Annotated in this window: 17 protein-coding genes; 2 read left to right on the top strand and 15 right to left on the bottom strand. The window is 70.9% G+C overall.

The features are described from left to right. Positions 1-61 precede the first annotated feature (61 nt). From HMPREF3159_RS16025 to HMPREF3159_RS15955, 15 genes are all read right to left on the bottom strand, one after another. On the bottom strand, positions 62-292 hold the full coding sequence (locus tag HMPREF3159_RS16025) for a hypothetical protein (RefSeq protein ID WP_070502204.1): 231 nt from the start codon (positions 290-292) through the stop codon (positions 62-64). Positions 293-392: 100 nt separating this feature from the next. Continuing rightward, positions 393-677, bottom strand: a complete 285-nt coding sequence (locus HMPREF3159_RS16020; RefSeq protein ID WP_070502203.1) for a DUF6457 domain-containing protein — start codon at positions 675-677, stop codon at positions 393-395. Further along, positions 677-1408, bottom strand: coding sequence for a respiratory nitrate reductase subunit gamma (gene narI / locus HMPREF3159_RS16015; protein WP_070502202.1), 732 nt, complete (start codon positions 1406-1408; stop codon positions 677-679). The genes HMPREF3159_RS16020 and narI overlap by 1 nt, the downstream gene beginning before the upstream one ends. Then, complete coding sequence (narJ, locus tag HMPREF3159_RS16010; RefSeq protein ID WP_070502201.1) at positions 1405-2250, bottom strand: nitrate reductase molybdenum cofactor assembly chaperone; 846 nt, start codon at positions 2248-2250, stop codon at positions 1405-1407. The genes narI and narJ overlap by 4 nt, the downstream gene beginning before the upstream one ends. Continuing rightward, entirely contained in the window at positions 2250-3884 is a 1635-nt protein-coding gene (narH, locus tag HMPREF3159_RS16005; RefSeq protein WP_070502200.1) for a nitrate reductase subunit beta, read from the bottom strand. The genes narJ and narH overlap by 1 nt, the downstream gene beginning before the upstream one ends. A 26-nt stretch (positions 3885-3910) precedes the next feature. After that, on the bottom strand, positions 3911-7651 hold the full coding sequence (locus HMPREF3159_RS16000; protein ID WP_070502199.1) for a nitrate reductase subunit alpha: 3741 nt from the start codon (positions 7649-7651) through the stop codon (positions 3911-3913). Positions 7652-7693: 42 nt separating this feature from the next. Further along, positions 7694-8923, bottom strand: coding sequence for an MFS transporter (locus HMPREF3159_RS15995; protein WP_070502198.1), 1230 nt, complete (start codon positions 8921-8923; stop codon positions 7694-7696). 225 nt (positions 8924-9148) lie between these two features. Further along, positions 9149-9673 carry a glycine cleavage system transcriptional repressor gene (locus HMPREF3159_RS15990; RefSeq protein WP_070502197.1) on the bottom strand — a complete coding sequence of 175 codons (525 nt, stop codon included), beginning with the start codon at positions 9671-9673 and terminating at the stop codon, positions 9149-9151. 9 nt (positions 9674-9682) lie between these two features. Beyond that, positions 9683-11323: a citramalate synthase gene (gene cimA / locus HMPREF3159_RS15985; RefSeq protein WP_070502196.1), complete on the bottom strand. Its 1641-nt coding sequence runs from the start codon at positions 11321-11323 to the stop codon at positions 9683-9685. A 7-nt stretch (positions 11324-11330) separates the two neighbouring features. Further along, a complete protein-coding gene (locus tag HMPREF3159_RS15980; RefSeq protein WP_070502195.1) occupies positions 11331-12422 on the bottom strand; it encodes a branched-chain amino acid aminotransferase in 1092 nt (363 codons plus the stop codon). A gap of 51 nt (positions 12423-12473) precedes the next feature. Then, complete coding sequence (locus HMPREF3159_RS15975; protein ID WP_070502194.1) at positions 12474-13544, bottom strand: 3-isopropylmalate dehydrogenase; 1071 nt, start codon at positions 13542-13544, stop codon at positions 12474-12476. A 31-nt stretch (positions 13545-13575) separates the two neighbouring features. Continuing rightward, positions 13576-15183: a phosphoglycerate dehydrogenase gene (gene serA, locus HMPREF3159_RS15970; protein ID WP_070502193.1), complete on the bottom strand. Its 1608-nt coding sequence runs from the start codon at positions 15181-15183 to the stop codon at positions 13576-13578. 183 nt (positions 15184-15366) lie between these two features. Further along, entirely contained in the window at positions 15367-16398 is a 1032-nt protein-coding gene (gene ilvC, locus HMPREF3159_RS15965; RefSeq protein WP_070502192.1) for a ketol-acid reductoisomerase, read from the bottom strand. Between the two features lie 103 nt (positions 16399-16501). Next, positions 16502-17017 carry an acetolactate synthase small subunit gene (ilvN, locus tag HMPREF3159_RS15960; protein ID WP_029360997.1) on the bottom strand — a complete coding sequence of 172 codons (516 nt, stop codon included), beginning with the start codon at positions 17015-17017 and terminating at the stop codon, positions 16502-16504. Positions 17018-17067: 50 nt separating this feature from the next. Beyond that, positions 17068-18825 (bottom strand): acetolactate synthase large subunit, encoded by a 1758-nt coding sequence (locus HMPREF3159_RS15955; RefSeq protein ID WP_070502191.1) that lies wholly within the window; start codon positions 18823-18825, stop codon positions 17068-17070. 430 nt (positions 18826-19255) lie between these two features. Here HMPREF3159_RS15955 and nirB point away from each other — a divergent pair, with 430 nt between their 5' ends. Both nirB and HMPREF3159_RS15945 read left to right on the top strand, forming a co-directional pair. Continuing rightward, the gene (gene nirB, locus HMPREF3159_RS15950) at positions 19256-21931 is read left to right on the top strand and encodes a nitrite reductase large subunit NirB (RefSeq protein WP_070502190.1); all 2676 of its coding nucleotides are present in this window, start codon (positions 19256-19258) and stop codon (positions 21929-21931) included. Continuing rightward, the gene (locus tag HMPREF3159_RS15945) at positions 21931-22338 is read left to right on the top strand and encodes a nitrite reductase (NAD(P)H) small subunit (protein ID WP_070502189.1); all 408 of its coding nucleotides are present in this window, start codon (positions 21931-21933) and stop codon (positions 22336-22338) included. Before nirB ends, HMPREF3159_RS15945 begins: the two co-directional genes overlap by 1 nt. The last annotated feature ends 51 nt before the right edge of the window (positions 22339-22389 follow it).

Below are 22389 nucleotides of genomic sequence, written 5' to 3'. Positions count from 1 at the left end.
GGCCGATGCCCCGTGCGGGGCATCGGCCGTCGTCGTCAGCAGCGACCTGCAGCGGGGTCGATCAGTACTGCGGGTTCGCCTCGATCCGCTTCTGCGGGTTGGTCTCGATCTTCTGCACGGAGACCGCGGCCTGGGGGTTGGCCTCGATCTTCTGCGGATTGGCCTCGATCGCGCCGGCGGCGCCGGCACCGGCGACGCCGAGCGCGCCGGCGAGCATGAGGCCGGCGGCGAACCTCGCCGCACGGCCGGCGTGAAGGGTGTTCTCGGACTGCGAAGGACGGAAGCTGATCACCGGACAGGTCCTCTCGGTGGTGACGGGGGCGGCTGGATGGGGGAGCCCGCAGGTACCAGACTACCGTCTGTGAACGCAATCACAAGAGGTGACATGCGTGTCATCCGGGCCGGGACTGCCCCGCCCTCTCCCGGGTGAGCGACTCGACCGCCGCGCAGGCCTCCTCTAGCCCGGCGCCGCGCGCGACCGCGGCACCGACGAGGAAGGCGGAGATCGGCGCCATCGAGCGCTGCACGCCGTCGGCGACCACTCCCGTCATCACGTGGACCCGGTCCACGTCGAGGTCCACACCGCCCACCTCGAGGTGCGCGGCGATGTCCCGCATCCACGGCAGCAGCGTCGTCTCCCAGTCGCTCTGCAGCGTCACCGGTTCTCTCGCCGCCATCAGAAGTCCACCTTCTCCCAGCCGCGGCGCTCGGACTCGCGGCGCGGGTCCTTGCTCCGGTAGACGATGTAGGGACGGGTCAGGTAGCCGACCGGTGCCGCGAAGACGTGCACGAGGCGGGTGAACGGCCAGACCGCGAACAGCAGCAGGGCGCTGAGCACGTGGAGCTGGAAGAAGATCGGTGCCTGGCCCATCAGCTCCGCCGAGGGCTGCAGGCTCCAGAACTGACGGAACCAGATCGAGACGCCCTCGCGGTAGTCGTAGTCGCCGAAGGTCGTGTGCACGAGCGTGGCGAGCACGCCGAAGGCGATCACGAACGAGAGCAGCAGGTACATGATCTTGTCGCCGACGGTGGTCGCGCCGAAGACGCGCGTGTTCGTGCGTCGACGGTAGATCAGGATCAGGAGCCCGCCCACGCACGCGACTGCGGCGGCGAGCCCGATCGTGGCCGCCATGAGGTGGTAGACGTGGTCGGAGATGCCGAAGAAGCGGGTCCAGGACTTCGGGATCCCGAGCCCCACCACGTGACCGACGAAGATCACGATGATCCCGTAGTGGAACATCGGCGAGCCGATCGAGAGCAGCTTCGACTCGTAGATCTGGCTGGAGCGGGTGGTCCAGCCGAAGCGGTCGGCGCGGAATCGCCACACGTGCCCCAGCACGAAGACGGCCAGCACCATGTAGGGCAGCACCACCCACAGCAGCAGGTCGAGGGTCGAGGTGTCGTTCATGAGGGGCGTCCTCTCAGCAGGTCCAGCGGGACGGGTCCGGGGGCGGTGGCCCGGGAGTCGCAGCCGTTCGCGGCGAAGGTCTGACCGGCCAGCGCCCCGGCGTCGGCGTCGAGGCCGTAGCCGTCCAGACCCACGGTCTCCTCCTCGGGGCCCTCCTCGGCCAGGCGGAGCACGGCGGCGCGGTCGTCGGCGTCCAGCGGCGGCAGCGTCCCGCACAGGGCGAGCAGCGCGCCGTGCCAGGGCGAGGAGATCTCCTCCAGGTGGAGGCGCAGCAGCTCCACGCCCGGGCGGTTGCCGCGCAGGATCTTCGCGCCGCGCTCCGGGTCGTGGCCCGCGGCGAACTCCAGCACGAGCGGCAGATGGTCGGGCAGCTCCTGCTCGCCGACCTCGACCCCCGCGGCGCGGAAGTCCTGCTTGATGCGCAGCAGCGCCATCCCGCGGCGGCGGGTGTCGCCGTGGCTGAAGTAGGTCAGGTGCAGGCAGCCCCGTCGGCGGGTGTCGAAGGTGTCGACGTACCGCTCCTGGACGAGGACGGGATCCGCCTCCTGCAGGGCGTGGAGAGTGCTGCGCAGCTGGGTGCGGCCCGGCTCGGGCAGGGCCTCCACGAGCTCGGCCACCTGCCCGATCCGCGAGAGGGTCGCCTCGTCGGGATAGGTCAGCAGCCAGGAGACCGCGAGCCAGGTGGTGCGCAGCTGCGGGGTCGTGAGGCCGGAGGCGTGCAGCAGGTCCTTCGGCGAGCGCACCCGCTTCGGGGCGAGGGTCGCGGCGCCCGTCCCCCCGCCGTCCGCCGCGGACGCGCCGTCGGCCGAGCGCCTGCCGAGCAGGCGGGCGAGGGCGCCCATCAGGCACCTCCCGTCGCCGGCTCGGGGAAGAGCCCGTCGGGGCGGCCGCGGCCGTCCCAGTTCAGCAGGTTGATGCGCACGCCCTCGGGGCGCTCGGGCCCGTTCTGCTGGCGCTTGGTGGCGTAGCCGGGGCCGGACATGCCCAGCGACTCCTCCGGCAGGGACATGCTCATGCCCGGTCCGCCGGGGGCGTTCAGCGGGCAGTCGGTGCCCACGCCCTCCAGGTCGTGCGCGGACTCGTGATGGCCGACGGGGATGACATAGCGGTCCTCGTACTTCGCGATCGCGAGCAGGCGGTACATCTCCTGCATCGTCTCGCCGTCCATCCCGACGGCGTTGGCGATCCCCTCCTTCGGCTCCCTGCCGAGGTTGATGTCGCGCATGTAGGAGCGCATCGCCGCCATCCGGTACAGCACCCGTTCCACGGTGGGGACGTCCCCGGCGGTGAAGAGGTTCGCGAGGTACTCCACCGGGATGCGCAGCGCGTCGATCGCGGCGAAGAGGTTCTCGGCGTCCTCCGCGTCGTAGCCGGTGTCGCGGACGACGTCGACCACGGGCGAGAGCGGCGGGATGTACCAGACCATCGGCATCGTGCGGTACTCGGGGTGCAGCGGCAGCGCGACCTCGTAGTCCTTGATGAGCTTGTAGGTCGGGGATCTCTGCGCGGCCAGCAGCCAGTCGTGCGGGATCCCGGCGGCCTTCGCGCCGGCGATCACCTCGGGGTCGTGCGGGTCGAGGATGATGTCGCGCTGGGCGCGGTAGAGCTCCTTCTCGTCCCGGGTGGAGCCGGCCTCGGTGACGCGGTCGGCGTCGTAGAGGACCAGGCCGATGTAGCGCAGACGGCCGACGCAGGTCTCCGCGCACACCGTCGGCTCCCCCTGCTCGATGCGGGGGTAGCAGAACGTGCACTTCTCGGCCTTGCCGGTGCGGTGGTTGAAGTAGATCTTCTTGTACGGGCAGCCGGTGATGCACATCCGCCAGCCGCGGCAGCCGTCCTGGTCCACCAGCACGATCCCGTCCTCCTCGCGCTTGTAGATCGCGCCGGAGGGGCAGGAGGCCACGCAGGTGGGGTTCAGGCAGTGCTCGCAGATGCGGGGCAGGTAGAACATGAAGGTCTGGTCGAATTCGAACTGCACCTTGTCCTCGATGCCCTTGAGCATCGGGTCCTTGTCCTTGTGGAGGTAGGTGCCTCCGAGGTCGTCGTCCCAGTTGCCCGACCACTGGATCTGGGTGCGCTCCCCCGTGATCAGCGACTTCGGGGGCGCGGTGGGGATGTTCTCCTGCTGCGCGGGGGCGTTGAGCAGGTTGTCGTACTCGTACGTCCAGGGCTCGTAGTAGTCCTCGATGCCGGGCAGGCGCGGGTTGGAGAAGAGCTGCAGGAGCTTCTTCAGCCGGCCCCCCGCCTTCGGGGTGAGGCGCCCGGAGGAGGTCAGCTCCCAGCCGCCCTTCCACTTCTCCTGGTCCTCGTAGCCGCGGGGGTAGCCCTGCCCGGGCCGGGTCTCGACGTTGTTGAACCAGATGTACTCCGTGCCGGAGCGGTTCGTCCACGCCTGCTTGCAGGTCACCGAGCAGGTGTGGCAGCCGATGCACTTGTCGAGGTTCATCACCATCGACATCTGGGCCATGACGCGCATGTCGTCTCTCCTCGTTCTCTCGGTGCTCAGTACTCGACGGGGGCGGTGCGCTTGTGGATCATCGTGACCTCGTCGCGCTGGTTGCCCGTCGGGCCGTAGTAGTTGAAGGCGTAGGACAGCTGGCCGTAGCCCCCGATGAGGTGGGAGGGCTTGAGCATGATGCGGGTCAGCGAGTTGTGGATGCCGCCGCGCATGCCGTCCCGCTCGGTCAGCGGCACGTTCACGGTGCGGTCCTGGGCGTGGTGCATGAAGGCGGTGCCCTTCGGCATGCGGTGGGAGACCACGGCCCGGGCGGCGACGACGCCGTTGCGGTTGGTGGCCTCGATCCAGTCGTTGTCGGTGATGCCGACTGCCTCCGCGTCCTCGACGCTCATCCAGATGGTCTGGCCGCCGCGGGAGAGGTTCATCATGAAGAAGTTCTCCATGTACATCGAGTGGATCGCCCACTTGTTGTGCGGGGTCAGGTAGCGCACCGAGATCGAGGTGCCCGCCTCGTCCTTCTCCCCGAGCGCTCGCTCCCCGAACAGGGCTGTCATGTCCAGCGGGGGCCGGAACACGGGCAGCGCCTCCCCCATCTCGAGCATCCAGTCGTGGTCGAGGTAGTAGTGCTGGCGCCCGGTGAGGGTGTGCCAGGGCTTCTTCCGCTCGACGTTGATGGTGAAGGGGCTGTAGCGGCGCCCGCCGGACTCGGAGCCGGACCACTCCGGGCTCGTGATCACGGGGACCGGCGCGGCCTTCGTGTCGGCGAAGTGGATGCGCTTGCCCTCGTGCTCGGCGGCGAGGTCGTGCAGCTGCGTGCCGGTGCGCTTCTCGAGGGTCTTGAACCCCTCGGTGGCCATGTGCCCGTTGGTGGTGCCGGACAGGCCCAGGATGAACTCGCAGGCCTGCAGGTCCGTCTCGAGCTTCGGCCGGCCCGCGGCAGGACCGGTGCGGTGGACGCCGTTCAGGCTGCCGAGCTCGGCGACGTACTCCTTCACGTCGTAGGTGATGCCCTTGGTGGTCATCCCGAGCTTCTCGAGCAGCGGCCCGATGGAGGTGAACTTCGCGTGGATCTGCGTGTAGTCCCGCTCGACCTCCACGAGGGTGGGCATGGTCAGGCCCGGGACCGGCTCGCACTCCCCCTTCTTCCAGTCGCGGACCCGGCCGTGCGGGGTGGCGAGCTCGCCGGGGGTGTCGTGCTGGAGCGGGAAGGCGACGACGTCCTTGCGGGTCCCCAGGTGCGTCTGGGCCAGCTCGCTGAAGCGCCGCGCGATCCCGGCCCAGGTCTCCCAGTCGGTGCGGGACTCCCACGGGTTCGAGATGGCGGGGTTGAAGGAATGGACGAAGGGGTGCATGTCCGTGGTGGACAGGTCGTGCTTCTCGTACCAGGTCGCCGCCGGCAGCACCACGTCGGAGTGGAGCGTGTGGCTGGTCATGCGGAAGTCGAGGGCGAGCATCAGGTCGACCTTCCCGATCGGCGCCTCCTCCCGCCAGCGCACGTCCCGGGGACGCAGGTGCTCCGGGGTCTCCTCCTCCGTGGCGGCGGAGTCGACGCCGAGCAGGTGGCGGAAGAAGTACTGGTCGCCCTTGGCGGAGGAGCCCAGCGTGTTCGCCCGCCAGATCGACCAGATCTTCGGGTGGTTCTGCGGGGCGTCCGGATCCTCCGCGGCGAAGTTGATCCCGCCCTGCTTCAGCTGGTCGACGAGATACGGGATCGTCTCCTCGCCCGCGGCGGCGGCGCGGTCGGCGACGTCGAGGGAGGAGATGTCGAACTGGGGGTAGAAGGGCTGCCAGCCCAGTCGCTGCGAGAGGGCGACGGCGTCGGCCGTGGTGGTGCCCGCGAAGCGGCCCGCGCCGGTGGTGGCGGCGAGGGTGTCGGCGCCGAAGCGGTCGTAGCGCCACTGGTCGGTGTGCATGTACCAGTAGGTGGTCTGGGTCATCTGGCGCGGGGGCCGCGTCCAGTCCAGGGCGTTGGCGAGGTGGAGCCAGCCGGTGATCGGGCGGACCTTCTCCTGGCCGACGTAGTGGGCCCAGCCGCCGCCGTTGACGCCCTGGGTGCCGCAGAGGTTGGTCAGGGTGAGGAAGGAGCGGTAGATGGTGTCGGAGTGGAACCAGTGGTTGGTGCCGGCGCCCATGATGATCATCGAGCGGCCGCCGGAGTCGATCGCGTTCTGCGCGAACTCGCGGGCGATGCGCGCCGCGGCCACGCCCGGCACGCCGGTGATGGTCTCCTGCCAGGCGGGGGTGTAGAGCGCCTCGGCGTCGTCGAGGCCGCGCGCCCACTGCCCCGGCAGGCCCTCGCGGCCCACCCCGTACTCGGCCAGCAGCAGGTCGAAGACGGTGGTGACGATCCGGCCGTCGATCTCGCGCACGGGCACGCCGCGCGCGACGTCGCCGCGGCCGCCCTGCCCGGCCGTGTCGAAGCGGGGCAGCAGCACCTCGGCGACGTCCTCATGGTGGCCCAGCAGCGACAGGGCCGGGTCGAGGTCGTCGAGCTCGAGGTTCCAGCGTCCGTCCCCGTCGGCGCTGTAGCGGTGGCCGAGGGTGCCGTTCGGGACGACGATCCCGCCGCTCGCGCGGTCGAACATCATGGGCTTGAAGTCGGCGTGCTCGGTCGCGGCCTCGGCGGTGCGGTGCTCCCCCGCCTCGCTCGCGACGAGGAACTTGCCGGGCACGAGCTTCCCGTCCTCGCGCCGCTCGAGCTGCACCAGGAAGGGCAGGTCGGTGTACTGGGTGGAGTAGTCCTCGAAATAGGGCACCTGCTTCTCGACGTAGAACTCGCGCAGGATCGTGTGGCCCATCGCCATGGCGAGCGCGGCGTCGGTGCCGGGGTGCGGGGCGAGCCACTCGTCGGCGAACTTGACGCTCTCGGCGTAGTCGGGGGCGACGGAGATGACCTTCTGGCCGCGGTAGCGGGCCTCGGCCATCCAGTGCGCGTCCGGGGTGCGGGTCAGCGGGACGTTCGAGCCCCACATGATCAGGTAGGCCGCGTCCCACCAGTCCCCGGACTCGGGCACGTCGGTCTGGTCGCCGAAGACCTGCGGGGAGGCGGGCGGGAGGTCCGCGTACCAGTCGTAGAAGGACAGCATCGAGCCGCCGATGAGCTGGTGGAAGCGGGCGCCGGAGGAGAAGGAGACCTGGCTCATCGCGGGGATCGGCGAGAAGCCGGTGGCGCGGTCGGGGCCGAACTCCTTCACGGTGTGGACGTAGGCGGCGGCGACCAGCTCCTCGGCCTCCTCCCAGCTCGCGCGCACCAGGCCGCCCTTGCCGCGGGCGCGCTTGTAGCGCATGGCCTTCTCCGGGTCGGAGACGATCGCCTTCCACGCCTCGACGGGGTCGCCGCCGGGCACCTTCGCCTTCTCCTCGCGGAACAGGCGCAGCAGCTCGGAGCGCACGTAGGGGTAGCGCACGCGCGTGGGCGAGTAGGTGTACCAGGAGAAGGAGGCGCCGCGGGGGCAGCCGCGCGGCTCGTACTCGGGCTTGTCGGGGCCGGCGGAGGGGTAGTCCGTCTCCTGCGACTCCCAGGTGATCACGCCGTCCTTGACGTACACCTTCCAGGAGCAGGAGCCGGTGCAGTTCACGCCGTGGGTGGAGCGGACCACCTTGTCGTGGCTCCAGCGCTCGCGGTAGAAGGAGTCGCCGCCGCGGCCGCCGACGCGATGGGTCTCGCGGTTGTCCTCGCTGATCCGCTCGGAGCGGCTGAACATCCTCCGCGCCCCGATCAGCGCGTCGAACGCCGGTGAGTCCATACCCGGCTCAGCGGGGTCCTGGCGGTCCTGGATGGTCATGGGAAAGCTCCTCCTGGGCGGGGACGGGTCAGCAGTGAAGGATCAGGCGGTGGCGGCGGCCCGGCGGGCGCCGCGGCCGACGAAGAGGGTGACGACGACAGCGCCGAGGGTGGCGATCAGCAGCAGGACGATCCCGAGGGAGTAGCTGCCGCGGGCGGCGTGGATCGCGGCCATCACCAGCGGCGGGACGAAGCCGCCGAGGCCGCCGGCTGCGCCGACGAACCCGGTGACGGAGCCGACGACGGACGGGTCGGCGGCCTGCGCGACCAGGGCGAAGACCGCGCCGGAGCCGAGGCCGAGGCCGGCGGCCATGACGATGAAGGCGATCGTGCCCAGCGGCATCAGCGCGGGCTGGAAGGCGAGCATGAGCGCGGCGAGGGCCACGGCCACGTAGGAGATCAGCAACGTGCGCACGGCGCCGATCCGGTCCGAGAGGGTGCCGCCGAGCGGGCGCATGATCACTGCGACGATGACGAAGCCGGCCATGCGGAAGGAGGCGCCGGCCGTGGTCAGGCCGTACCAGTTCTTCAGCATCGTGGGCAGGAAGACGGAGAAGGCGACGTAGCCGCCGAAGGAGAGCGCGTACAGATAGCAGGCCTGCCAGGTGACCTTCTGCCGCATGGCGAGCAGCGTCTGGGCGAGCATGCTCTTGCCCGAGGGCTTCCAGGTGGGGGCGTCGTGCATGAGCAGCCAGGCGATCACGGCGTAGAGGACCAGCGCGATCGCGGTGACGACGAAGGGGGCGGCGCTGCCGGCCGCCTCCACGAGCGGCACCGTGGTGAAGGCGCTGATGGCGGTGCCGCCCATGCCCACCCCGTACAGACCCGTGGCCATGCCCCGCTTGGCGGGCGGGAACCACGAGTTCACGAAGGGGACGCCGATCGCGAAGGTGGTACCCGCGATGCCGAGGAAGAATCCGCCGAGCAGCAACGTGGAATAGGAATACTGGCCGACGAGGCCGAGGAACAGCACCGGGACCACGGTCAGCAGGGACACCAGCGGGAACATGAGGTGCCCGCCGAACCGGTCGGTCAGGCCACCCATCACGATCCGGCCCAGGGAACCGACCAGGACCGGCAGCGCCACGATCAGCGAGGCGTCCCGCGCGAGCCCCTGCTCGACGTAGACCGGGCCCAGCGGGCTGAGCAGCGCCCAAGCCCAGAAGTTCACTCCGAAACCGAGGGTGACCAGCAGGAGAGCTCTCCAGGCTCCGGGCGGGACGGAATCCTCGGCGGTGATGGTCGCGGCGGCGGAGGACGGGGATCCGGTCATCGAGTGACTCCTCGGACGATGCGGGCAGGAGGGTCGAGCACTGCTCGACGACGCCCCGCAGAGGGAACTGTACGTCGTCAGCATCCTCGGCCCCTCGAGCCACACTAGAGGACTTCCGTCCCGGAAGAAACTTTTCCCGGGATATCCAGTAAGCCACCGCCCGGAGTGCTCCGAATTCCGCGACCCGAGAGTTACGGAATTCGTCGTCGCTGAGTCCTCACGGGCTCATTCCGGGGCGTCGAGCTCCAGGTCCACCATCAGCTCCGCAGCGATCGTCTCGAGCGCCTCGCGCACGTCCGCCTCGTCGGACTCTGCCGGGAGGCGCAGCTCGGCCTCGGCCTCGAAGAGCACGCCGCCGCCCTCGGGCGCCTCACGGGTCCAGGAGCGCAGTCCGTCGATGGTCGCGCCCTGCGAGCGCAGCGCCATGGTGACCTCGCGGACCATGCCGGTGCGGTCCTGGCCCAGCAGGTGCAGGCGGAGGGCGCGGGCGGGACCGGGCGGAGCGGTCTGCTCGGCGACGGCGGCCTCCACCGCGAGCCCGACCTCGGCCTCGAGGCCCTCGAGCGCGGAGAGGAAGTCCTGGACCGACTCGTCGGGGAGATCCACCTGCACGATGCCGGCGAACTTCCCGGCGAGCAGCGCGAGCTGGCTGTCCACCCAGCTGCCGCCGTACTCGTCGACGGCGGCGGCGAGGGCGGCGACGAGGCCCGGTCGGTCGTCCCCGATGGCGGTGAGCACGTAGGTCGTCATGGGGTCACACTAGCGCTCCCCGGCGCGGAAGGCCCCTGGAACACCGGACTTGTAGAGCCCGTAGGTGTACGCGTCGAAGACCGCCTCCCAGGAGGCCTCGATGACGTTCGGGCCCACGCCCACGGTCTGGAACTCCAGGCCCCGGCCCGAGGTGCGCACGAGCACCCGCGTGGTCGCGTCGGTGCCGTGCTGGGAGTCGAGGATCCGGACCTTGAAGTCCCGCAGCTCGAACTCGTCGACCTCCGGGTGCCGCTCCCGCAGCGCCTCGCGCAGGGCGAGGTCCAGGGCGTTGACGGGGCCGTTGCCCTCGGCGATCGCGACCCTCCGCTCCCGCTCTCCCCCGCCGTCGGCCCGCAGCTTCACGGTCGCCTCGGTCTCGAGCGTCCCGTCGCGGCCCAGCTGGGAGGTGGCCCGCCAGGACTCGACCGAGGAGTAGCTCGGCACGCGGCCGAGCTCGTCCAGCAGGAGCAGCTCGAAGGAGGCGTCGGCCGCCTCGTAGGAGTAGCCCTCCGCCTCGCGCTGCTTCACGGTCCGGGCGAGGCGCGAGAGGAGCTCCGGCTCGTCGGCGAGCTCGAAGCCGAGCTCGCGGCCCTTGAGCTCGATCGAGGCGCGGCCGGCCATGTCGGAGATGATCATGCGCATGTCGTTGCCGACGGCGCCGGGATCGGTGTGCTGGTACAGGTCCGGGTCCACCCGGATCGCGCTCGCGTGCAGCCCGGCCTTGTGCGCGAAGGCGCTCGCCCCGACGTAGGGGGCGCGCGGGCTGAGGGGCATGTTCACGATCTCGCCGATCGCGTGGGAGATCCGGGTGGCCTCGGCGAGGGTCTCCTCGGGCACCAGGTCCATGCCCATCTTCAGCTGGAGGTCGGCCAGGAGCGTGATCAGGTCGGCGTTGCCGGTGCGCTCCCCGTAGCCGTTCACGCAGCCCTGGACGTGGGTGATCCCCGCCCGGACGGCGCTGATCGCGTTCGCGACCGCGCAGCCGGTGTCGTTGTGGGTGTGGGCGCCGAGCCGGGCCGCGCCCGCACCGGCCGGCCCGAGACGGGAGCGCAGGTCCTCGATGATCTCGGTGACCTGGTGCGGGAGCATGCCACCGTTGGTGTCGCACAGCACCAGCACCGCGGCGCCGGCCTCGTGCGCGGCCACCAGCACGGAGGTCGTGTAGTCGGGGTCGTGGAGGAACCCGTCGAAGAAGTGCTCCGCGTCGACGAACACCTCGCGTCCGAGGCCGACCAGATGCGCGACCGTGTCGCGGACCATCGCGAGGTTCTCCTCGGCGGTGGTGCGCAGCGCACCGGTGACGTGGCGGAGATCGGACTTCGCGACCAGGGTGATCGTCGGCGCACCGGAGTCGACGAGCGCGCGCACCTGCTGGTCCTCGGTGACGTCGACGCCCGCCTTGCGGGTCGCGCCGAAGGCGGCCAGACGCGCCGTGGACAGCTCGAGCTCGGTCGCCGCTCGTGCGAAGAACTCCGTGTCCCGCGGGACGGCGCCCGGCCAGCCGCCCTCGATGTAGGTCACGCCGAGGTCGTCGAGATGGCGGGCGACGGCGAGCTTGTCGGGCACCGAGAGGGTGAGCCCCTCCTGCTGGGAGCCGTCGCGCAGGGTGGTGTCGTAGAGGTGGAAGGCCTCGATCGTGGGAGTGGTCATGTCCCGCTCACACCAGCCGGGTCAGCCAGCCGTGACGGTCCGGGATCCGGCCGTACTGGATGTCGGTGAGCTCCTTGCGCAGCGCCAGGGTGACCTCGCCCGAGCCGCCGTCGCCGACGGTCCAGGAGCCCTTCCTCGAGCGGAACTCGCCGATGGGGTTGATGACGGCGGCGGTGCCGCAGGCGAACATCTCGGTGATCTCGCCGGACTCGAGCTGCTGCTCGACCTCGCTCATCACGAGCTTCTGCTCGTGGACCTCGAGGCCGCGGTCCTCCGCGAGGCGCAGGATCGACAGGCGGGTGACGCCCTCGAGGATCGAGCCGGTCAGCGACGGGGTGAGCAGGCGGCCGTCCTTCGTGATAGCGACGACGTTCATGCCGGAGAGCTCGTCGATCGAGGTGTGGGTCTCGGAGTCGAGGAAGAGCACCTCGTCGGCGCCGTTCTCCGCAGCCTCCCGCTTGCCCAGCAGTGAGGAGGCGTAGTTGCCGCCGCACTTCGCGGCGCCGGTGCCGCCGGCGCCGGCGCGGGCGTACTCGTCGGTGATCCACACGACCAGCGGCTGGACGCCGCGGGGGAAGTAGGGACCGGCCGGGGAGGCGATGACGTAGTAGTCCACGGTGTGCGCGGCCCGCACCCCGAGGAACTCCTCGCTGGCGAACATGAAGGGTCGCAGGTAGAGGGACTCCTCGCTGGTCGCCTCGGGCACCCACGGCTCGTCGGCCGCGACGACGGCCTTCAGCGAGGTCAGGAAGTCCTCGACCGGCAGCTCGGGCAGGGCAAGGCGCCGGGCGGAGCGCCGCATGCGCTCGGCGTTCGCCTCGGGACGGAAGGTCCACACCGAGCCGTCGGCGTGGCGGAACGCCTTGAGGCCCTCGAAGATCTCCTGGCCGTAGTGCAGGACGGCGGAGGCGGGCGAGAGCTCGAGCGGGCCGTAGGGCAGGACCTCGTCCTGGCCCCAGCCGCCCTCGGCGGTCCAGCGGGCGCGGGCCATGAAGTCGGTGTAGTGCTGGCCGAAGCCGGGGGCGGCGAGGATGCTGGCGCGCTCGTCGACGCCCACGCGACGGGTGGTGCTGGTCTGGGGGAAGGCGAGTGCGCTCACGGGGATCTCCTCGGCGGGGTTCGGCAGGGTCAGTGTGTCAGGTGCGGGCTCTCAGCGCCCGGTGATCGCGGCGACGAGGTCGTCGCCGATGCGGGCGGTGCCGCGGGAGGCGAGCGACGCATCCGCCGCGCGGGCGGCCAGGTCGTTCTCGACCGCGGCGCGGACCGCGGCGGCGGGCTCGATATGGCCGAGGTGGTCCAGCAGCAGCGCGACCGAGAGCACGGTCGCGGTGGGGTCGGCCTCGTCCTGGCCGGCGATGTCGGGGGCGGAGCCGTGCACGGGCTCGAACATCGAGGGGAAGGCGCCGGTGGGGTTGACGTTCCCGCTCGCCGCGAGGCCGATGCCGCCGCCGATGGCGCCGGCGAGATCGGTGACGATGTCGCCGAAGAGGTTGTCGGTGACGATGACGTCGAAGCGGGAGGGGTCCTGGACCAGGTAGATCATCATCGCGTCGACGTGGGCGTAGTCGACCTCGACGCCGGGGTGCTCGGCGCCGACCTCCTCGACGATGCGGCGCCACAGGTGCCCGGCGTGGACGAGCACGTTGTGCTTGTGGACGAGGGTGAGCTTCTTCCGACGGGCCTCGGCCTGCTCGAAGGCGTAGCGGACCACGCGCTCGACGCCGACGGCGGTGTTCAGGGAGACCTCGGTGGCGACCTCGAGGGGGGTGCCGGTGCGCATGGAGCCGCCGTTGCCGACGTAGGGACCCTCGGTGCCCTCGCGCACGACGAGGAAGTCGACCTCGCCCGGCTCCGCCAGCGGGGTGGAGACGCCCGGGAACAGGCGGGTGGGGCGCAGGTTCACGAAGTGGTCGAAGCCGAAGCGGAGCTTCAGCAGCAGGCCCCGCTCGAGCACGCCGGAGGGGACGCCGGGGTCGCCGACGGCGCCGAGCAGGATCGCGTCGTGCTGCGCGAGCGCCGCCATGTCCTTGTCGGTCAGGGTCTCCCCCGTCCGGTGCCAGCGCCCCGCCCCAAGGTCGTAGTCCGTGGTGCGGACCGCGACGCCGGCGGGCTCGAGGGCGGCCTCGAGGGCGCGCAGGCTCTGGGGGACGACCTCCTTGCCGATGCCGTCGCCCTCGATGACGGCGAGGTCCAGAGTGCTCGGGGCGGGGGTGGTGCTCATGGCGGGTGCTGCTCCTGAGAAGGGGGTGGGATCAGTAGACGAGATCGACGGCGTGGATCGAGCGCGCATCGATGGCGGCGCCGAGCTCCTCGGCGAACTCGCGGGAGACGGACTCGTCGAGGTCGAGGACCACGAGGGCCTCGGCGCCCTGGGCGCGGCGGACGCGGGAGACCTGCATGCCGGCGATGTTGATGCCGGCCTCGCCGAGGAGGGCGCCGTACTTGCCGATCAGGCCTGGCCCGTCCGAGTAGCGCAGGATCAGCAGGTGGTCGCTCAGCGGCACGTCGAGCGCATGGCCGAAGACGTCGATGAGCTTGTGCTCCTGGTCCACGCCGCTGAGCGTGCCGGAGACGGCCACGACGTCGCCGCCGCGCAGCGTGCCGCGCAGGGTGATGACGTTGCGGAAGCGCTCGGTGGTCTCGTCGGTGACGAGGTTGACGGCGATGCCGCGCTCCTCGGCGAGGACGGGGGCGTTGACGTAGCTGACCTGCTCGGTGACCACGGAGCGGAACATGCCGCGCAGGGCGGAGAGCTTCAGCGCGGTGACGTCGCGGGAGGCTATCTCGCCGTGGACCTCGATGTCGAGCACCTCGGGGGCCTCGCCGGCCAGGGCGGTGAAGAGCTGGCCGAGCCGGTCGGACAGGGCCACTCCCGGGCGGACCAGGTCGTCGATCGCGCCGCCGGCGACGTTGACCGCGTCGGGGACGAGCTCGCCCGCGAGCGCCAGGCGCACGGACTTCGCCACCGCCACGCCGGCCTTCTCCTGCGCCTCGGCGGTGGAGGCGCCGAGGTGCGGGGTGAGGGTGATGTTCTCGAGCTCGAGCAGCTTCGCGGCGGTCTCGCTCTTCGCGGGCGGCTCGGAGGAGTACACGTCCAGGCCGGCCCCGGCGATCTGTCCGGTGCTCAGCGCGGTGTACAGCGCCTCCTCGTCGATCAGGCCGCCGCGGGCGGCGTTGACGACGTGGAGGTTCGGCTTCGCGAGCGCGAACTCCTCGGCGCCGATCAGGCCCGTGGTCTCGGGGGTCTTGGGCATGTGGACGGTGAGCACGTCGGCCTCGCGCATCAGCTCGTCGAGCTCGACGACGCGGGCGCCGAGCTCGGCGGCGCGGGCGTGGTTGACGTAGGGGTCGTAGGCCAGGAGCGTCACGCCGAAGGGGCGCAGGCGCTCGGCGACGAGCTGGCCGATGCGGCCGAAGCCCACCACGCCGACGGTCTTCTCCAGCAGCTCGACGCCCGTGAGCTGCTTGCGCTCCCAGCGGCCGGCCTTCACGGAGGAGTCGGCACGGCCGAGGTTGCGCAGCGAGGCGAGGATCAGCGCGATCGCGAGCTCCGCAGCGGAGACGATGTTGGAGGTCGGGGCGTTGATGACCATGACGCCCGCGGAGGTGGCACCGGGGACGTCGACGTTGTCCAGGCCCACGCCGGCGCGGGCGACGACGCGAAGCTTCGGGGCCGCGGCGTACACCTCCGCGTCGACCTGGGTGGCGGAGCGGACCAGGAGGGCATCGGCCTCCGCCACTGCGGCGAGCAGCGCGGGACGGTCGGTGCCGTCCACGCTGCGGACCTCGACGTCGGGGCCCAGGACCTCGACGGTGGCGGGCGACAGCTCCTCAGCGATGAGCACGACAGGACGCGTCACGGAATCTCCTCCGGTACGGATGGCGGTCGTCGCTCACGCCCTCGGGTGCGACGGGTTTCAGGGGACAGCGTAGTCCCGTGTCCGGCATGCGGGAACGCGGGTCAGGATGCGAGACTGTTGCACGAAGGACGGCGGCGGGAGCACCTCGTGGGTGCTCCCGCCGCCGTGTGGGTACCGGGTGGGTCAGCGCGCGGCGCTGCCCTCGACGTAGTCCGAGTCGATGGACTGCGCGCTCCAGGAGAACATCTTGCGCAGGTCCTTGCCGACCTTCTCGATCGGGTGCTCGGCCTCCTCGGCGCGAAGCTTCTTGAACTCCTCGGCGCCGTTGTCCTGGTCGTCGATGAAGCGCTTGGCGAAGGCGCCGGACTGGATGTCGGCGAGGATCGCCTTCATGTCGGCCTTCGTCTGGTCGGTGACCACGCGGGGGCCGGAGACGTAGTCGCCGTACTCGGCGGTGTCGGAGATCGACCAGCGCTGCTTGGCGATGCCGCCCTCGTTCATGAGGTCGACGATGAGCTTGAGCTCGTGCAGGACCTCGAAGTACGCGATCTCCGGCTGGTAGCCGGCGTCGGTGAGGGTCTCGAAGCCGGCCTGGACGAGGTGGCTCATGCCGCCGCACAGCACGGCCTGCTCGCCGAAGAGGTCGGTCTCGGTCTCCTCGGTGAAGGTGGTCTTGATGACGCCGGCGCGGGTGCCGCCGATGCCCTTGGCGTAGGACAGGGCGAGGTCCCAGGCGGAGCCGCTCGCGTCCTGCTCCACGGCGACGATGTCCGGGATGCCGCGGCCGGCGACGAACTCGCGGCGCACGGTGTGGCCGGGAGCCTTCGGGGCGATCAACAGCACGTCGACGCCCTCGGGGACCTCGATGTAGCCGAAGCGGATGTTGAAGCCGTGCGCGAAGGCGAGCGCCTTGCCCGCGGAGAGGTGGGGCGCGATCGAGTCCGCGAAGACCTTCCGCTGGTCCTGGTCGGGGGTGAGGATCATGATCAGATCCGCCCACTCGGCGACCTCGGCGACGGTCCCGACGGTCAGGCCCTCCTCCTGGGCCTTCGCGGCGGACTTCGAGCCCTCGCGCAGGCCCACACGGACCTCGACGCCGCTGTCGCGCAGGTTCAGCGCATGGGCATGGCCCTGCGAGCCGAAGCCGACGACCGCGACCTTCTTGCCCTGGATGATGGACAGATCGGCGTTGTCGTCGTAAAAGATCTCAGCCACGTTGTGCTCCTTCGATGGTCGGCTGCGGGCGTCGAGGCGATCGTATCGCCCCTCGTCCTGCGATATGAGAAACGGTCTTGCTATTCGGTCGGTGAGGCGGGGGTCAGGACAGCAGCGCGCGGTCGGTGATCGCCCGACCGCCGCGCCCGATCGCGACCTCGCCGGACTTCACGATCTCGCGGATCCCGAACTCCTCGAGCATGCCGAGGAGGGCGGTGAGCTTGTCCTGCGTGCCGGTCGCCTCGATCGTCACGGAGTCCGAGGCGGCGTCGACGACCTTCGCGCGGAACATCTGCACGATCTCCAGCACCGGGGTTCGGGTGGAGCTGTCGGCGGTGACCTTGATGAGGATCAGCTCGCGCTGGACCGTCTGGCGGGGGTCGAGCTGGACGATCTTGAGGACGTTGACGAGCTTGTTGAGCTGCTTGGTGATCTGCTCGAGCCGGTGCTGCTCGACGTCGACGACGACCGTGATGCGGGAGATCTCCGGATGCTCGGTGGGTCCCACCGCGAGCGAGGAGATGTTGTATCCGCGACGGGAGAACAGGGCGGTGACGCGGGTGAGCGCACCAGGCTTGTTCTCCACCAGCACCGAGAGGGTCTGGCTGTTCGGCGACATGACGTAGTCGGGGGTCCCGGTCGGGGCGTGCTGCTGGTTGGTGGTCATGCTCAGATGTCCCTCTCCCACTCGGGGCTCATGCCCTGGGCGATCTGGATCTCGTCGTTGGAGACGCCGGCCGGCACCATCGGCCACACCATCGCGTCGGCGCTGACGGTGAAGTCCACGATCACGGGGCGGTCGTTGATCTCCATCGCCTGGCGGATGGTGTCGTCGATGTCCTCGTCCCGCTCGCAGCGCAGGCCCGCGCAGCCGTAGGCGTCGGCGAGCTTGACGAAGTCGGGGATGCGGCGCGAGCCGTGGCCGGTGTTCAGCTCGGTGTTGGAGTAGCGCTGGTCGTAGAACAGGTTCTGCCACTGGCGCACCATGCCCAGCGAGCTGTTGTTGATGACGGCGACCTTGATCGGGATGTCGTTGATGACGCAGGTGGCGAGCTCCTGGTTGGTCATCTGGAAGCAGCCGTCGCCGTCGATGGACCACACCGTCTTCTCCGGCATGCCCACCTTGGCGCCCATCGCCGCGGGCACCGAGTAGCCCATGGTGCCCAGCCCCCCGGAGTTGATCCAGGTGCGCGGGTTCTCGTACCGGACGAACTGGGCCGACCACATCTGGTGCTGGCCCACGCCCGCGACGTAGATCGAGCCCGGTCCGGAGATCGCGCCGATGCGGGAGATGACCTTCTGCGGGGCGGTGAAGCCGTCCTCGGTCGCGGTCCAGCCCAGCGGGTAGTTCTCCCGCAGCATGTCAAGCGTGCCCCACCAGCCCTCGTAGTCGCGGGGGTCGGACTCGGCCAGACGGGCGCGGAGCTCCTCGGTGAGGGCCTTGGCGATCTGCCCGGCCTGGCCGACGATCGGGACGTCGGCGACGACGTTCTTCGAGATCTCGGCGGGGTCGATGTCCGCGTGGATGATCTTCGCGCCGGGCGCGAAGGAGTCCAGGCGACCGGTGACCCGGTCGTCGAAGCGGGCGCCGATGTTGATCAGCAGGTCCGCGCGCTGCAGGGCCGAGACCGCGGCGACGGTGCCGTGCATGCCGGGCATCCCGAGGTGGCTCGGGTGGGAGTCCGGCAGGGCGCCGCGCGCCATCAGGGTGGTGGTGAAGGGGATGCCGGAGGCGTCCACGAGCTCGCGCACCTCGTCGGTGGCGCTGCCGCGCAGCACGCCGCCGCCGAGCAGGAACACCGGGCGCTTCGCCTCGAGCATGAGGCGCACCGCTTCGCGGATCTGCTTGCCGTGAGGGCGCGGCTCCGGGCGGTAGCCGGGCAGGTCGAGGGTCTCGGGCCAGACGAACTCCATCATGTCCTGCTGGGCGTCCTTGGTGACGTCCACCAGCACCGCGCCGGGCCTGCCGGTCGAGGCGATGTGGAACGCCTGCTTGATCACCTTCGGGATCTCCGCGGCGTCCTTGACCAGGAAGTTGTGCTTGGTCACCGGCATCGTCATGCCCACGATGTCCGCCTCCTGGAAGGCGTCGGTGCCGATGAACATCGAGCCGACCTGGCCGGTGATCGCGACCAGCGGGATCGAATCCATCTGGGCGTCGGCGATCGCGGTGATCAGGTTGGTGGCACCCGGGCCGGAGGTCGCCAGGCACACGCCGACCTTGCCGGTCGCGTGGGCGTAGCCGGAAGCGGCGTGGCCGGCCCCCTGCTCGTGCCGGACCAGCACGTGACGGAGCTTCTTCGCGTCCATCAGCGGGTCGTAGGTGGGCAGGATCGCGCCGCCGGGAAGGCCGAAGACGACCTCTGCCCCGGCATGCTCGAGGGACTCGACCAGCGCCTGCGCGCCGGTCATCTGCTGTCCGGTCATCGGAACTCCTTCGTCGTCTCGGACGGTGGGCGGTGGCGGTGAATGGAACATGCTCCCCGCCCCTCCCGTCGCGCCGTCCCGCGGGCCGGGCACGAAAAAGCCCCTCCGCCTGGGGCTCGGGGAGGGGCGCGGATGACGTCTCGAAGCGACGAGTGGGCGTCAGCCGCGCTCGGGAACTACGAGAAGGATCGTCTGCATGCGCCCAACATAGGCCCCGGGGCGTGGCCGGGGCCACCTGTCCGGATCGCGAGACCCTGCGGGCAGCCGGCGCATCGGCGCGGGCGCGACGCGCTTCGTGACGACGCGGTGGAAATCCCGGAGGGACCCGCCCCGACGCCCGACGGAGCGACGAAAGTCCTGCGCACGGCGTCCGGTCCTGCCTACGGTATGGACGAGGTCACCCGCTCCAGAGAGGACCGTGCGCACAGCCATGAACGCCACCGGCCATTCCCCCCTCGCCCCCGCCGCCGGGACGCCGATGCCGCCCGGCACCCGCATCGTCGTGATCGGCGGCGGCATGACCGGGCACCGCTTCGCGGCCCGGATGCAGTCCCAGGACCCCACCGGCGACTGGACCCTCACCGTGATCGGCGAGGAGACCCAGCATCCCTACGACCGCGTGCACCTCTCGGACTGGTTCGGCCACCGCCGCGCCGAGATGCTCGCCCTGGACACCGGGGTCTGGGCCGACCCGCGGATCACGCTGGTCACGGGCGACGCCGCCGAGAGCCTGGACCGCTCCGCGCACACCATCACCTGCGCCTCCGGCACCGTCCACGAGTACGACCGGCTCGTGCTCGCCACCGGCTCCTGGGCCTGGGCGCCCCGCGCCGAGGGCAAGGACCTGCCCGGCTCCTTCAGCTATCGCACGGTCGACGACGTCGAGTCCCTCGCCGCCTGGGTCGCCGAGCGCGGCGAGGCGCTGGGCCGCGAGGTCCGCGGCGTCGTCGTCGGCGGCGGCGTGCTCGGCCTCGAGGCCGCGGCCGCGCTGCAGGGCCTCGGCGCCCGCTCCACCGTGGTCGAGTTCGCGGACCGGCTCATGGCCGTCCAGCTCGACGACGGCGGCGGCGAGATGCTGCGGCTGCTCATCCAGGACAAGGGCATCGAGGTGCGCACCGGCGTGGGCGCGACCGCCTTCCGTCCCGCCGAGGACGGCGCGATCGGCACCGCGGAGCTGACCGACGGCAGCGAGCTGCCCGCCGACGTCGTCGTCTTCTCCACCGGCATCCGCCCCCGCGACCGGATCGGCCGCGAGGCCGGCCTCGCCGTCGGCGAGCGCGGAGGCATCGTGGTGGGCGAGAGCTGCCAGACCTCCGACCCGGACATCTGGGCGATCGGCGAGTGCGCCTCCTTCGACGGGGTGTGCGCGGGCCTGATCGCCCCCGGAAACGACATGGCCGACGTCGTCGCCGACCGGTTCCTCGGCGGCACCCGCACCCACCAGCGCGGCGAGGACGGCACGAAGCTCAAGGGTGTGGGCGTGGACGCCGCCGCCTTCGGCGACGTCAACGCCATGACCCCCGACGCGCTCGAGGTCTCCTTCGTCGACCCGGTCCACCGCCAGTACCGCAAGCTCGTGATGAGCGACGACGCGACGACCCTGCTCGGCGGCGTGTTCGTCGGCGACATCGCGCTGTACTCGCAGCTGCGCCCGATGACCGGGCGGGCACTGGGCGCCGACCCCTCCGCGGTGATCGCACCGGAGGGCGCGGGCGATGCGCTCGCGGGCGCGGAGATGCCGGACGACGCGGTGATCTGCTCGTGCAACAACGTCTCCGCCGGCACGGTGCGCCACGCCGTGAACGAGCAGGGCTGCCACACGATCGGCGCGATCAAGGAGTGCACCACCGCCGGGACCGTGTGCGGCTCCTGCGTCCCGTCGCTGACGAAGCTGCTGACCCAGGAGCTGGCCAAGAGCGGCATCGAGGTCTCCCGCGCGCTGTGCGAGCACTTCGACCACTCCCGCGCCGAGCTGTACAGGCTCGTCGAGGAGGGCGGCCAGGAGACCTTCACCGAGGTCGTCGCCGCGCACGGCACCGGCGCGGGCCGCGGCTGCGCGGTCTGCCGCCCCACGGTCGCCTCGATCCTGTCCTCGCTCGGCGCCCTCTCCGGCAAGCGTCACAGCCCGGTGGGCCGTCAGCTCGGCTCGCTGCAGGACACCAACGACCACGTCATGGCGAACATCCAGAAGGACGGCACCTACTCGGTGATCCCCGCGATGCCCGCCGGCGAGGTCACCCCCGAGAAGCTGCTCGTCTTCGCGCAGGTCGCGAAGGACTACGGCCTGTACGTGAAGGTCAACGGCGCCCAGCGGATCGGCATGTTCGGGGCCCGGCTCGAACAGCTGCCGGAGATCTGGGAGCGCCTGGTCGAGGCCGGCTTCGAATCCGGCCACGCCTACGGCAAGTCGCTGCGGATGGTGAAGAGCTGCCTGGGCACCAACTGGTGCCGCTACGGCGTGGGCGACTCCACCGCGATGGCCTCGCACCTCGAGCGCCGCTATCGCGGGCTGCGCTCCCCGCACAAGATCAAGATCGGCGTCTCGGGCTGCGCCCGCGAGTGCGCGGAGGCGCAGGCGAAGGACGTCGGCGTGATCGCCACGCACCGCGGCTGGAACCTGTACGTGGGCGGGAACGGCGGCGCCCAGCCCGCCCATGCGCAGCTGCTCGTCGAGGACCTCGACGACGAGACCCTGCAGCGCTGCATCGACCGCTTCCTCATCCTCTACATCCGCGAGGCGGACAAGCTCCAGCGCACCGCGCGCTGGGTCGAGGAGTACCCCGGCGGCATCGACGAGCTGCGGCGCGTGATCGTGGAGGACTCCCTCGGCATCGGCGAGGAGCTCGAGGCCGCCATGCAGCGCCACACTGACACCTACGTCGACGAGTGGGCCGAGGCGGTGCACGATCCGGAGCGGCGCGCGAAGTTCGTGTCCTTCATCAACGCCCCGGACCTGCACGACAAGACGCTGCGCTACGTGCTCGAGCGCGAGCAGGTGCGCCCGGCCCGGCCGGAGGACGCTCCGGAGACCACCTTCCCGACCCCGCTCGCGGCGAAGGAGCACGCCCTCGCCGGCGCCGCCCACATCTCGCAGGAGGACCAGTGATGACCGCCCCCGCCGACGCCCTCGTGCCGATCTGCCCGCTCGATGCGCTGACCCCGGAGCGGGGCGCCGCGGCGCTCCTTCCGGACGGCACCCAGATCGCGGTGTTCCTGCTGGACGACGGGAGCGTGCGCGCCGTGCAGCAGCACGACCCCTACTCCCGCTCGAACATCCTCTCCCGCGGCCTGGTGGGCACCCACCTGTTCACGGTCGAGGGCGAGGCGGAGGGACGGCTCGTCCCCACCCTCTCCTCCCCCATGTACAAGCAGAGCTGGGACCTCGACACCGGCGCGGTGCTCGACTCCGGCGGCGGGGAGAAGCTGCCGATCGCGGTGTTCGACGTCGAGGTGCTCGACGGGCACGTGCACGTCTCCGCCGCGCCGCGCCCCGGCACGGGCGGGGAGGCGTGAGCGGCCTGACCGGCGCCCACCTCGAGCCCGGGGCCGTCGCCCTCGTGGGCG

The sequence above is a fragment of the Brachybacterium sp. HMSC06H03 genome (genome assembly GCF_001807385.1).
In the GTDB taxonomy this organism is placed as follows: Bacteria; Actinomycetota; Actinomycetes; order Actinomycetales; family Dermabacteraceae; genus Brachybacterium; species Brachybacterium conglomeratum.
The sequence above is the reverse complement of the archived record's forward strand: the minus strand, read 5'-3'. Positions and strand labels throughout refer to the sequence as shown.

Coding starts and splice junctions, on each gene's coding strand:
- ilvN (WP_029360997.1), bottom strand. CDS start 17,017: ATGTCGCCGAACAGCCAGACCCTCTCGGTGCTGGTGGAGAACAAGCCT.
- narJ (WP_070502201.1), bottom strand. CDS start 2,250: ATGGGCGCCCTCGCCCGCCTGCTCGGCAGGCGCTCGGCCGACGGCGCG.
- HMPREF3159_RS16020 (WP_070502203.1), bottom strand. CDS start 677: ATGGCGGCGAGAGAACCGGTGACGCTGCAGAGCGACTGGGAGACGACG.
- HMPREF3159_RS15955 (WP_070502191.1), bottom strand. CDS start 18,825: ATGACCGGACAGCAGATGACCGGCGCGCAGGCGCTGGTCGAGTCCCTC.
- cimA (WP_070502196.1), bottom strand. CDS start 11,323: ATGACCACTCCCACGATCGAGGCCTTCCACCTCTACGACACCACCCTG.
- nirB (WP_070502190.1), top strand. CDS start 19,256: ATGAACGCCACCGGCCATTCCCCCCTCGCCCCCGCCGCCGGGACGCCG.
- HMPREF3159_RS15990 (WP_070502197.1), bottom strand. CDS start 9,673: ATGACGACCTACGTGCTCACCGCCATCGGGGACGACCGACCGGGCCTC.
- HMPREF3159_RS15945 (WP_070502189.1), top strand. CDS start 21,931: ATGACCGCCCCCGCCGACGCCCTCGTGCCGATCTGCCCGCTCGATGCG.
- HMPREF3159_RS15975 (WP_070502194.1), bottom strand. CDS start 13,544: ATGAGCACCACCCCCGCCCCGAGCACTCTGGACCTCGCCGTCATCGAG.
- HMPREF3159_RS16000 (WP_070502199.1), bottom strand. CDS start 7,651: ATGACCATCCAGGACCGCCAGGACCCCGCTGAGCCGGGTATGGACTCA.
- narI (WP_070502202.1), bottom strand. CDS start 1,408: ATGAACGACACCTCGACCCTCGACCTGCTGCTGTGGGTGGTGCTGCCC.
- narH (WP_070502200.1), bottom strand. CDS start 3,884: ATGCGCGTCATGGCCCAGATGTCGATGGTGATGAACCTCGACAAGTGC.
- HMPREF3159_RS15995 (WP_070502198.1), bottom strand. CDS start 8,923: ATGACCGGATCCCCGTCCTCCGCCGCCGCGACCATCACCGCCGAGGAT.